This window comes from Flexivirga sp. G2 (genome assembly GCF_055397625.1).
Genome location: NZ_AP039675.1, coordinates 3,741,021 through 3,752,866, shown reverse-complemented (window position 1 = coordinate 3,752,866; position 11,846 = coordinate 3,741,021). Strand labels below are relative to the sequence as shown.

Here is an 11,846-nt window from a genome sequence, read left to right as displayed (position 1 = left end):
ATGCATTTCGTCGGTCTCGATCTCGCCTGGGGTCTGAAGAATCCCACCGGAGTGGCGGTCCTGGACGAGGCGGGCACGCTGTGTCATGCGAGCGCGGTCCGGACCGACGAGGAGATCGTCGCCCTCGTCCGGCGTGCCGCGCCCGCCGAGTGCGTGGTCGGCATCGACGCGCCGCTGATCGTGGTCAACCCCAGGAGCAGCAGGCCGGCGGAGCGCGCGTTGGGGCGGGACTTCGCGGCATACGAAGCCGGCGCACACCCGTCGAACACCGGCAATCCGGCGTTCGCCGACGGCACCCGGGGTGGCCGCCTCGCCGGCCTGCTCGAGCTGGACATGGACCCGGAATCACGGGCCCCGCGCCGTGCGCTGGAGGTCTATCCGCACGCGGCGACCGTCGCGCTCTTCCGGCTCGGGCAGAGCCTGAAGTACAAGAACAAGCCGGGCCGGTCGGTCGAGCAGTTGCAGGGCGAGATGCTCACGCTGATCCGGCTGCTGGAGTCGCTGGAGACGGCGAAACCGGCGCTGCGCCTGAAGCAGAGCCCGGATTGGCAGCGCCTCGTCGACACCGTGCAGTCGGCCCGTCGCAAGGCGCAACTGCGCAGCGCCGAGGACGCGATCGATGCGGTCATCTGTGCGTATGTCGCCCTGTTGGCGCACCAGGCTCCGGAACGGCTCACGACATACGGCGACTTCGCGTCGGGCTACATCGTGACGCCGACCCTCCCGGAGGGGATGCGTCCGAGTCGACAGTCGGCCAAGGGCGCGCGGCAGGCCGACGTCGTCAGCGCCGCACGGCGCGAGTATGCCGTGCAGTTCCCCCAGGTCGAGCGGGCGGCAGCAGCCGCGGTCGCACTGATCGCGGGAGTGCTCGACGACGCCGGACTCAACTACCTGTCGGTGGACGGGCGGGCCAAGACGGTCGCGTCGTTCGCCGAGAAGGCGATGCGCGAGCAGGACGGAGCTCCGCTCTACCCGGATCCGATGCGCGAGATCGGCGACACCATCGGTGTGCGGGTGATCACCTACGTGCGGCGCGACGTCGACGCGGTCGTGCAGTTGCTCGGTGCCGAGACCGAGGTGCTCGACGACCGTGACCTCGGTCAGGAGACCGCCAGTGAGGGTCGGTTCGGCTACTCCAGCCGGCACCTGCAGATCCGGCTGGCACCGGAGGACCGTGCCGAGCACCCGGACCTCGGCGACCGGCACGTCCAGGTGCAGATCCGCACCGTGCTGCAGCACGCCTGGGCGGAGTTCGAGCACGACATCCGTTACAAGGGAACGATTCCCGCCGAGCAACGGCCGGATTTCGACCGGCGGTTCACGCTGGCCGCCGGACTGCTGGAGCTGGCCGACGAGGAGTTCTCGACCATCCGCGACAAGCTGCAGTCCGGTGCCGCCGAGGCGGTGCCCAGCGGCCTGGACGCGGACCAGATCTCCTCACGCGAGCTGGCCGCCTATCTGGCCGGGCAGTACGCCGGGGCGGCCTGGTCCCGCGCGGACCACTACTCGTGGATGGCGGGGCTGGTCGGAGAGCTCGGCATACGGACGCTGGCGGAGCTGGCCGAGACGCTGCACACCGTCGATTCCGCGACGATCGACGAGCGGATGGCGTACCGCACCCCGCCGGGTGCGGTACGCCGATTGGACGACGCGTTGCTCTACCGTTTCGGCGACGAATACGTCGCCCTCGAGGGCAACTCGCACCGTGTCGAGCGACTGCAGTCGCGACTGGCGAAGCTGCGCGGCGCATCGTCCTGAGCCGGACGATCAGGCGGATTCGACTGCGGCAGCTAGCTTTTCGATCGAGGCCGCGAGATTCTCGGATGTCGTCGAACGGGCTCGTTCCAGGCGACGGGCGTCGGTCAGTCGGGACCAGTCGTAGGTGTGGGTGACCCGGGTCCGCCCGTCCTCGGCCGGCTCCAACTCCCAGCGCCACAGGTGCCCGGCCGGTGCGGCGCCCTCGTCGCCGGGGCACCAGGCGATGCGGCGACCCTCCTCGAACTCCACGACTTCGTTGTCGCGGACGGTGCCCTTGGTGGTCGTCATCCGGAAGACGTCACCGACGGAGTGCACGCGCTGACCCTCCTCTGCTTGTTGCAGATTCGCGTTCCCGTCCCACGCAGGCTGCCGGCTCGGATCGGCGATCAGCTCGAAGATCCGCGCTGCGGGTGCGGCGATGTCTCGGGTGGCGCTGACGACCTTGGTCTCTTCCGGAGTTGTCATGTGACCCATCGTGGCAGCAGGACGGTCTCGATACGCGCCTCGCCCAGGGGCTCGTCGCTACTCGACCCGCTCGACGGCCTCGCCCAGGGGCTCGTCGCTACTCGACCCGCTTGGCGGGCCCCGTTCGCCGCTGGAGTCGGCGAACGGGGCCCGGGTCGGGAGAACGACTCAGTGCGAGTCGCTCAGGTTCACCGCCTCACCGGTGGTCGCATCGGTCGCGGTGCCGGCGGTCGACTCGCCGGTCACGGTGAGGTCCGGTGCGTAGCTGCCGGCGGTGACGTCCGCGTCCGAGATCGCGTGCGTGCCGTAGCTGCAGTTGTATGACGCGCCCGGCGCGAGCGAGCTGTAGTGGCAGCGCGCCAGGTTGTCCTGATTGCCGGTCACGGTCACGTTCGTGAGGGTGGTGTTGCCGGTGTTGGTGATTCGGCTGACGTAGGTGGCGACGTCGTCGACGGTGCCGGCCCGGCCCGCGGTGTCCAAGTGGTCCAGGTAGGACACGATGCGTACGTTGGGGGTGGCGGGTGCCTGGTCATTGGCGGTGACGGTCACCGAGAGGTCGGCGTCGGAGGACTTGCCGGCGGCGACATACCGAGCAGAGATCTGGTGCTGGCCCGGAGAGCTCGTCAGCGCGGCGGTGACCGGAACCTGCAGCGTGATGCTGTCGCGTGCCGCGATGCGTGACACCCGGACCCGGCTCGGGACCTGCCAGCCATCCGGTGCGGTCAGTTGCAGGGTGCCCGCGCCGAGTGCGTGACCGGTCTGGTTGGTAATTGTCATCGGCACGGTTTCCGTGCTGCCTGCCTGAATAGTGTTGGCACCGGCGGAGATCGGAGCACACAGTGCCTTCATCGACTTCAGCGAGAACGACGTGTAGGCAATGTGCTGGTAGCCGTCCCGTTCGTAGAACAGGCCGACCTTGTCGGGGGTGACCATCGCCAACGTCGAGTACGCCGAGCTCTCCGGGTCGATCACCTTCGAGGCCGCCCAGGTCTTGCCGTCGTCACACGACAACCGCACGGTCTCGTTCCGCCGGATCGAGGGGTCGTCGTTGTTCGCCGACAGCAGCAGGTGCGACGCGGGGTCGCTCGCCGGCGCGTTCGGAGCGACCCGGACGACCGAGCCGTTGTCGCCCGGGTCCACCAGAGTCGGGTCCGCGACCGGCGTCGAGTAGGTCTGTCCGCCGTCGTGCGAGATCGCGATCAGTCGGTGTCCCACCGCGCGGCTGTTGAGCATGACCGAGCCGTCCGCCAGCTGCACCGTCTTGTTCTCGTCCATGCCCGGGCCGACGGGTTTGCCCATCTGCCAAGTGTTTCCGTCGTCGTCGCTGTAGGCGCTGCCCGCGTAGTTCTGACCGTTGATCCGGATGACGTACTGCTGGATGAGCCGCCCGGCATACGGCCCGGTCGTGAGCTGGATGCCCTGGCCGGACGCGGCGAACATCCCGCCCCACGACGGGTCCTTGATCTGCGGGGTGATCCGGCGGGAGTGCCAGGTGCGGCCGTCGTCGTCCGAGTAGCTGTAGTCGGCCTGCAGCACGTTCGGATCGGTGGGGTCGTTGCCGGTCGTGGAGCCGGCGAAGCCCTGGTTCATGCCGGCTGCGTAGAACAGGAAGATGCGACCGGTCCGGTGATCGACGAGCAGGCTCGGGTCGCCGTACCCGTGCGGTGCCGGGTCCTCGCGGACGACCTGCTGCTGCTGCCAGGTCCGACCGCCGTCGGTGCTGCGCCGGATGATCATCGCGATGTTGCTGGGCAGGTCGGCCATGGTCGGCCGGCCGTCATACGCGGCGATCAGGGTGCCCTGGGTGGTCTTGGTCAGCGCCGGGATGCGGTATTGCGGGAAGCCGCCCTGCCCGCGGGTGGCGAGGGTCACCGATCCGTCGCCCGAGGGGGTGACAGCGTGCGCTGTCGGGAGCATGACGGACGCGAGCAAACAACTCGTGGCCGCCGCGACGAGCGGCGTGGTCAGGCGGGAGATGCGCATGGAGAGTTCCTTTCGGGGAGGACATCAGACATCTGATGTCCTCGGACCGTAGTCCGATCCCGCTGTGCCGTGTGGATTACGCGACGCCTGGTTCGACGGGTGGGACGGCCGTGCTGCGGGACTCAGGTCCAGAGGTCCTGCAGCCAACGAATGGCGGCGATCTCGTCGTCCGCCTCGCCCGCCTCATGGTTGTTGTAGGGGTGGATGTCGACCTGCTTCGCGCCCGCGTAGTGGTTGTAGACCCCGAAACCGCCCGATGGCGGACAGATCGTGTCCATCAGCGCGATCGAGAACCTTGCCGGTGCCGTGGCGTGTGCGGCCATGGTGATGCCGTCGACGTAATCCATTGTGCGCAACGCAGTTTCGGCGTCGGCCCGATGTGTTCCGAGGAACGCGACGAGCTCGTAGTAGGGGCGCTCGTCGGTGATGCGAACGGCGCGACGGACGTCGGCGAGGAACGGTACGCCGATGACCGACGCCCGCACGAGATCGCCGGCGAGGGCGGTCGCCGCGAGGGCGATCGCGCCGCCCTGGCTGGCGCCGGCGACCGCGAGTCGCTCCGGATCGGTGCCGTCCAGCGCAAGGGCGGCCTCGACGGCGCGCACCGCGTCGGTGAAGACCCGCCGGTAGTAGTAGTCGTGCGGGTCGAGGATGCCCCGGGTCAGGAATCCCTCGACGTGCGGCGAGGCGCTGCCCGCCGGGTCGCCCGTGCTGCCGCCGCGGCGAGCGCGCGCTCCCTGCCCGCGGGTGTCGACGACCAGCGTGGCGAAACCTGCGGCCGGCCGGGCCAGCCAGTCCAGGGGAGTGCCGCGCCCGTCGCCATACCCGAGGAACTGCACGACGGTGCCCTGGATCTCACCGGACGCGGGGCGCAGGTGCCACGCGTTGATGCGGTGCCCGCCGAAGCCGGCGAACGAGACGTCGTGCGTGATGACGTTGGTCAGGTAGTCGGCTGCTGCCCGCGTCTGCACGGCCAGGTCGTGCTCGCGTGCCTCGGCGAGCGTGCTGTCCCAGAACACCTGCCAGTCCTGCGGCTCGCGCCGCTCCGGGAGGTATGACGTGAGTTGTTCCAGGGGCAGGTCGAACTCAGGCACCGGTCGCCTCCGTCGCGTCGTCCTCCAACTCCGACTCCGATTCTGCCAGTGCCGCGAGGGTCTGGATCTGTTCCTTGACCGGGGCGTAGTGCTCCTCGATGGCGGCGTGCAGGCGCTCCAGGTCGCGGGCTGCCGCAGCCTCGACGATCTCGACGTGGGCGTGCGCGGTCCGCTGCCAACTGCGATCGCTGACCTCGAGAGTGGTGGCGACGCGCGCCTGCACCTCCCAGAACGCACCGGTCAACTGGACGACGAGATCGTTGCCGATCGGTTGCAGCAGCAGCAGGTGGAAGGCGCGGTCCTGCTCGACATACGGCTTGCCCCGGTCGGCGAGATTGCACATCTCCCGGGCGAGTCCGGCCATCCGCTTGCGCTGGCCGGCGTCGAGGCCGTCGATGATCAGGCGTGCGAAACCCTGCTCCATGAGCTGGCGGATCGACACCACGTCGGACAGCACGCGATAGTCGCTTCCGCTGCCGAGGAGCGAGCGGAAGGCGAGGCTCTCGATCATCGCGCTCAGCGAGAGGCTGCCGACGAATGTCCCGTGGCCGTGCCGGACCTCGACGATGTCCAGGGCACTCAGGGTGCGGATCGCCTCGCGGACGCTGGAGCGACTCGCGCCGATCGCGCTCATCAGCTCGGGCTCGGTGGGCAGCGGATCGCCGGCCTTCAGGCGGTGGTCCTGGATGTAGCTCTTGATCTGCTCCACGACCTGCAACTGCGCAGTGCGTGGTCGTCCGTCGCGCTCGCTCATGCGTCCTCCCTCGAAATTTCCTGGCTGGAAGTCAGCGTATCCCAACATCAGACGTCTGATGTCTTGTAGGGTCGCTCACATTCATCGTTTTGCAGCAACTTGGAGGCTGTCGTGTCACACAAGAATTCACCGCTCGATCCTGCCGGACTCAGCGGAACCTCGCGTCGGCAATTCCTGAAGTACACCGGAGTTCTGGCGGCAGCCGCCGGCATCGCCACGACGGTCAGCGCCTGTGGTCCCTCCAGCGGAACCTCCGGCGGTGGTGGTGGGGCCAAGGGTGGCTCGTCGACCATCGACGCGACCCTCGCGTTCCAGCTCTCCGGCACGCTGGACCCGGTGAACCACTCGAGCGCCGTCGCGACGGCCGCCAACCAGCACGTGTTCGAGGGGCTCATCGATCTGGACCCGGCCACCCACGAGCCGTATCTCGCGCTCGCGAAGGCCCAGCCGAAGGCCAGCGCCGACGGACTGACGTGGACCGTCCAGCTGCGTGACGGTGCGACCTTCTCCGACGGGTCCGCGGTGACCGGCGAGGACGTCGCCTGGTCGTTCACCCGTGCGCTCGACCCGGCCACGCTGATGTCGCAGTTCATCACCTTCATCAAGTCCGTCAAGGCGACCGGCAAGTCCTCCGTGGAATTCACCCTCAAGGAGCCGTTCCCGCTCTTCCCGACCCGCATCTCGGTCATCAAGATCGTGCCGAAGGCGAAGACCGCCACCACGGCGCAGGCCACGAAGTTCGGTGACGCGCCGATCGGGTCGGGCCCGTGGAAGCTCGACTCGGCGGACCCCAACAACGGCCTCACCTTCTCCGCCAACACCAAGTACAACGGTGCGCACAAGGCCAAGGCGACCAAGATGGTGTGGCACACCACCACCCAGGACGCGACCCGGATCGCCGACCTGCAGAGCGGTCGCTCGCAGGCCATCGAAGCGGTGCCCTACGTCAACGTGAAGCAGCTGTCGAAGACCAAGAAGGTCGCCGAGAAGCAGGCCTTCAACCAGATCTTCCTGATGTTCAACTGTGCGGCAAAACCGTTCGACGACAAGCGAGTTCGGCAGGCGCTGCACTACGCGGTCGACACCGACGCGATCATCAAGACGGCCTTCCAGGGCCACGCCACGGCCGCGCAGAGCTACCTCGACGAGGGCAATGCCGACTTCCAGAAGGCGTCGACCGTCTACAACCACGACCCGGCCAAGGCGAAGAAGCTGCTCGCCGCGGCGGGTGCGACCAACCTCAAGATCGAGCTGGTCACCACCGACGCCGGCGCTGTGGCGGCGACCGCGCCGCTGATCGTCGATGCCTGGAAGCAGGTCGGTGTGCAGGCGACGCTGAACACCGCGCCGTCCTCGTCGGTCTACGCCCCGGCACCCGACGGCCTGGTGACCAAGTCGAACTTCCGCGTGCTGCTGGCGTCCGGTGACCCGACCGTCTATGGCGTGGACGTCGACCTCCTGCTGCGCTGGTTCTACTACGGCGCGACCTGGCCGAAGGACCGCTTCCGCTGGTCGGCCGCCTCCACGAAGAAGGTCGCCGACTGGCTGGATGCGGCGGCGAAGGAGACCGACAAGGCCAAGCAGAAGGCGTTGTGGATGCAGGCCATCGACTTCATCGCCGACGATGCCCCGCTCTACCCGATCGTCCACACCAAGATGGAGACCGGTTGGGACGACAAGAAGCTCAGCGGCTTCAAGCCGGTGTCGATGACCGGCCTGTACTTCCTGGACGCCAAGCCGAGCTGATCGCACCCGTCCGCACTCTTCCGATCGATCCCATCTCCGAGGAGGTGTTCGCATGGCTCGCATCCTGGGCCTGGTCTTCCGGCGAATACTGACACTGATTCCCCTACTGCTCGGCATCGCGCTGTTCGTCTTCATCGTCATGCGGTTGTCGCCGGTGAATTCCGCGGTGTCCGCGCTGGGTGACAACGCCAGCCCCGCGCAGATCGCGGCATACAACCACGAGCACGGTCTGGACAAATCGCCGCCGGTGCAGTTCGTCAACTTCCTCGGTGACCTGTTGACCGGCGACCTCGGGACAACGCACTCGCTGAACAAGTCGGTCTCCGGCCTGGTCGGCGAGGCGTTGCCCGTCACCATCGAGCTGACTCTGCTCGGGGTTCTGCTCGCCTTCGTGATCGCGATGGTGCTCGGGATCGGTGCGGCGCTCTACCGGGACCGGTGGCCCGACCACTTGGTGCGGGTGGTGTCGATGGCAGGCATCTCGATCCCGTCGTTCTGGTTGGCGTTGTTGCTGATTCAGCAGTTCGCGGTCAGCCACACCTGGCTGCCGAACGCCGGATACGTCAACCCCGGTGACGATTTCGTCGGCTTCCTGAAGTCGATGGCGATGCCGGCGGTGGCGCTGGCGTTGCCGGTGGGTTGCTCCCTGGCACGAATCGTGCGGACCTCGATGGTGGAGGAGCTGGACAAGGACTACGTACGCACGGCGTATGGCGCAGGCCTGCCGCCATACGTCGTGGTCGGGCGGAACGTCCTGCGCAACGCACTGGTCAACCCGCTCACGGTGCTCGGCCTGCGGGTCGGCTACCTGCTCGGCGGAACCATCATCATCGAGGCGATCTTCCAGATGCCCGGCATGGGCACGTTGGTCATGCAGGCCGTCACCACCAACGACACGTCGCTGGCCCAGGGCACGATCCTGGTGATCGCGGGCTGCTTCGTCGTCATCAACCTGGTCGTGGACGTGCTCTACACGGTCGCGAACCCGAGGCTGCGAGGAGGCAACTGATGGGTGGATACCGCGCGGGACTCACCCGCAAGCTGTCGAACAACCCCGGCACCCGATCGATGAGCCTGTCCCGGCTCGGCATACCGTCCCGGATCGCGCTCGTCTTCGTCGCGGTGCTCATCCTCGTGGCGATCGCCGGGCAGTGGATCACGCCGCACGACCCGACCCGCACCGGGCTCGACGCCGTCGGCACCGGGCCGAACGGGTCCTACTGGTTCGGTCTGGACGCGTCCGGCCGCGACATCCTGTCCCGGCTGATCGTCGGCACCCGGCGTTCGCTCGAAGTCGGTTTCGGCGCAGCGGCTTTCGCGCTCATCGCCGGTTCCGTGCTCGGCGCGATCGCGGCCACCAGTCGCAAGGTGATCGACGAGCTGATCATGCGACTGCTGGACGTCGTGATGGCCTTCCCGGCGATCGCGCTCGCGGCGGTGCTCGTGGTCGCCTACGGCAAGGACAAGCTGTCGGTGCTGATCTTCGCGATCGGTTTCGTCTTCATGCCTTCCATCGCACGCGTCGTACGAGCCAACGTGCTGTCGCAGTACGGCGAGGACTACGTCGCTGCGGAGCAGGTGATCGGTGCCCGCCGGTTCCACATCCTGCGTCGGCACGTGATGCGCAACTGTGCGGCTCCCGTGCTCGTCTTCGCCACCGTGATGGTCGCCGACTCGATCATCTTCGAGGCGTCGCTGTCGTTCATCGGCGGCGGCCTGCCCGGGCAGGCGGCGCAGTCGTCCTGGGGCTCGGTCATCGCCTACGGCCAGCAGATCCTGCAGGCCGGCGGCTGGTGGGCGACGTTCTTCCCGGGCGTGCTGATCCTGATCACCGTGCTCTCCCTGAACGTGCTCTCCGAGGGCATCTCGGACGCGTGGGCGGCGCCGGCCTCCCGGGCGACCGCGTCGGCGAAATCCGCTGCGGCCGTTGCGGAACCAGCCGTGGGCGATGGTGCGCCTGCGGAGGCGTTGCCGGGTCTCGCGCTCGCGGCGAAGCGGTTGCGGGCGGCTGCTCGGCCGGTGCCCGACGCGGAGCCGATCCTGACCGTGCGTGACCTGCGCATCGACTTCCCCGAACGGCACCGCGGCGTCGCGATCGTCGACGGCGTCGACCTGACCGTCCGGCCGGGCGAAGTCCTCGGCCTGGTCGGTGAGTCCGGCAGCGGCAAGTCGCTGACCTCGCTCGCGGTGATGGGCCTGCTGCCCAAGGGTGCCCACGTCACGGGGTCGATGCTGTTCGACGGCGCCGAACTGGTCGGTATGAAATCCGGCCGGCGACGGGCGTTGATGGGCCGCGACATCGCGATGGTCTACCAGGACGCGCTGTCCGCGCTGAACCCGGCGATGACGATCAAAGCCCAACTGCGACAGATCATTCGGCGCGGAGGCACTCGGTCGGCGGATGAGCTGATGGAGCTCGTCGGGCTGGACCCGAAGCGGACCCTGGCGTCATACCCGCACGAGCTGTCGGGTGGCCAGCGGCAACGGGTGGTCATCGCGATGGCACTCGCCCGGGACGCGAAGCTGCTCATCGCCGACGAGCCGACGACCGCACTGGACGTGACCGTCCAGGCGCAGGTCATCGAGCTACTGCTGCGGCTGCGGGCCGAGTGCGGGTTCGCACTCATCCTGGTCAGCCACGATCTGGCCCTGGTCAGCGAGGTGTGCGACTCCGTCGCCGTCATGTATGGCGGCCGGATCGTCGAGGCCGGCACGAGCGCGGACGTGGTGGAACAACCCCAGCACCACTACTCCCGCGGGCTGCTCGGCTCGGTGCTCTCGCTCGAGGCGGGTGCCGAACGACTCACCCAGATCCGTGGAGTCGTGCCCGCACCGGCCGACTTCCCGGCGGGCTGTCGCTTCGCGGACCGGTGTCCGGCGGCGACGTCGATCTGCCACGAGAAGGTCCCGGCGATGGTCGGTGACGAGCAGCACCGGTCGGCGTGCCACCACGCGGTGACCGCAGAGAAAGACACTCCCTCCCTCGTGAAGGCGGCCGCCGATGAGCACTGAGACCCCACTGTTGGAGGCCAAGGACCTGCACGTCGTGCACCGGACCCGCGGGGACGGGCTGTTCGGCAGCGGCAAGGTCTACGCGCTGACCGGTGCGGACCTGTCGGTGGAGGCCGGACGCACCCTCGGCATCGTCGGCGAATCCGGTTGCGGCAAATCGACTCTCGCGCGCGTGCTGGTCGGGTTGCAACGCCCGACGGACGGCTCGCTGCTGTGGCAGGGCAAGGACGTCTGGTCCATGTCGGCCCGCGAGCGGCGCAGTGTGCTCGGTCGAGGGGTCGGGATGATCTTCCAGGACCCGTCCGGCTCGCTGAACCGGCGGATGCCGGTTGCGGAGATCATCCGGGACCCACTGGACGTGCACCGCTGGAAGTCGTCGACGGAGCGCGCCGCACGGGTGCGGGAACTGATGGACCTCGTCGGCCTGCCGTCGTCCCTCGCGGACGCACTCCCGACGTCCCTGTCCGGTGGCCAACGGCAGCGCGTCTCGATCGCGAGGGCGCTCGCGCTGGACCCGGCGCTGGTCGTCGCGGACGAGCCCACCAGCGCGCTCGACGTGTCGGTCCGGGCGCAGATCCTCAACCTGCTGCTGGATCTGAAGAATGAGCTCGACCTGGCAATGGTGTTCGTGTCACACGACATTCAGACGGTCAAGCGCATCAGTGACCGCGTCGTCACGATGTACCTCGGCCGAATCGTCGAGCAGGCGCCGGCGGCAGGACTTCCGGACGACGGCCGGCATCCCTACACGCGTGCACTGTTCTCGGCAGCGCCGAGTCTGCTGCATCCGACCGACCCCATTCCGCTGGTCGGTGCGGTGCCGTCCGCATCGGCTCCGCCCAGCGGGTGTCCGTTCCGCACCCGGTGCTGGCGTGCGGACGAGACCTGCAGCACGACGATGCCGGCCTATGACGAGGTCGGCGACGACCACGTCGTGCGCTGCTACCACCCCATCGAATCCTCAACAACGACAACCGAACTGCTGCGCGAGGCGACCGCCGATGACCGCGCAGCGACAGCGCAAGGAGCGTGAA

9 protein-coding genes are annotated in these 11,846 nt (G+C 68.2%); 5 read left to right on the top strand and 4 right to left on the bottom strand.

Features of this window, described 5'->3' with window-relative positions:
* Nucleotides 1–1,758, top strand: coding sequence for a DUF429 domain-containing protein (locus ACZ50J_RS18170; protein WP_464298562.1), 1,758 nt, complete (start codon nucleotides 1–3; stop codon nucleotides 1,756–1,758).
* A 9-nt stretch (nucleotides 1,759–1,767) separates the two neighbouring features.
* Here the strand turns inward: ACZ50J_RS18170 and ACZ50J_RS18165 are convergent, their stop codons facing one another.
* The 4 genes from ACZ50J_RS18165 to ACZ50J_RS18150 form a co-directional block, all read right to left on the bottom strand.
* A complete protein-coding gene (locus tag ACZ50J_RS18165; protein ID WP_464298561.1) occupies nucleotides 1,768–2,223 on the bottom strand; it encodes an SRPBCC family protein in 456 nt (151 codons plus the stop codon).
* Nucleotides 2,224–2,391: 168 nt separating this feature from the next.
* Nucleotides 2,392–4,206 (bottom strand): exo-alpha-sialidase, encoded by a 1,815-nt coding sequence (locus ACZ50J_RS18160; protein WP_464298560.1) that lies wholly within the window; start codon nucleotides 4,204–4,206, stop codon nucleotides 2,392–2,394.
* 122 nt (nucleotides 4,207–4,328) lie between these two features.
* Nucleotides 4,329–5,300, bottom strand: a complete 972-nt coding sequence (locus ACZ50J_RS18155) for an acetylxylan esterase (RefSeq protein WP_464298559.1) — start codon at nucleotides 5,298–5,300, stop codon at nucleotides 4,329–4,331.
* Complete coding sequence (locus ACZ50J_RS18150; protein WP_464298558.1) at nucleotides 5,293–6,054, bottom strand: FadR/GntR family transcriptional regulator; 762 nt, start codon at nucleotides 6,052–6,054, stop codon at nucleotides 5,293–5,295. Before ACZ50J_RS18150 ends, ACZ50J_RS18155 begins: the two co-directional genes overlap by 8 nt.
* 111 nt (nucleotides 6,055–6,165) lie before the next feature.
* On the opposite strand from ACZ50J_RS18150, the gene ACZ50J_RS18145 reads away from it, so the two are divergent.
* From ACZ50J_RS18145 to ACZ50J_RS18130, 4 genes are read left to right on the top strand one after another with little or no spacing between them, the layout of a single operon-like run.
* Nucleotides 6,166–7,800 (top strand): ABC transporter substrate-binding protein, encoded by a 1,635-nt coding sequence (locus ACZ50J_RS18145; RefSeq protein ID WP_464298557.1) that lies wholly within the window; start codon nucleotides 6,166–6,168, stop codon nucleotides 7,798–7,800.
* Nucleotides 7,801–7,852: 52 nt separating this feature from the next.
* Nucleotides 7,853–8,809 (top strand): ABC transporter permease, encoded by a 957-nt coding sequence (locus ACZ50J_RS18140; protein WP_464298556.1) that lies wholly within the window; start codon nucleotides 7,853–7,855, stop codon nucleotides 8,807–8,809.
* A complete protein-coding gene (locus tag ACZ50J_RS18135; protein WP_464298555.1) occupies nucleotides 8,809–10,812 on the top strand; it encodes a dipeptide/oligopeptide/nickel ABC transporter permease/ATP-binding protein in 2,004 nt (667 codons plus the stop codon). Before ACZ50J_RS18140 ends, ACZ50J_RS18135 begins: the two co-directional genes overlap by 1 nt.
* Nucleotides 10,802–11,845, top strand: coding sequence for an ABC transporter ATP-binding protein (locus ACZ50J_RS18130; RefSeq protein WP_464298554.1), 1,044 nt, complete (start codon nucleotides 10,802–10,804; stop codon nucleotides 11,843–11,845). Before ACZ50J_RS18135 ends, ACZ50J_RS18130 begins: the two co-directional genes overlap by 11 nt.
* Nucleotide 11,846 lies beyond the last annotated feature (1 nt).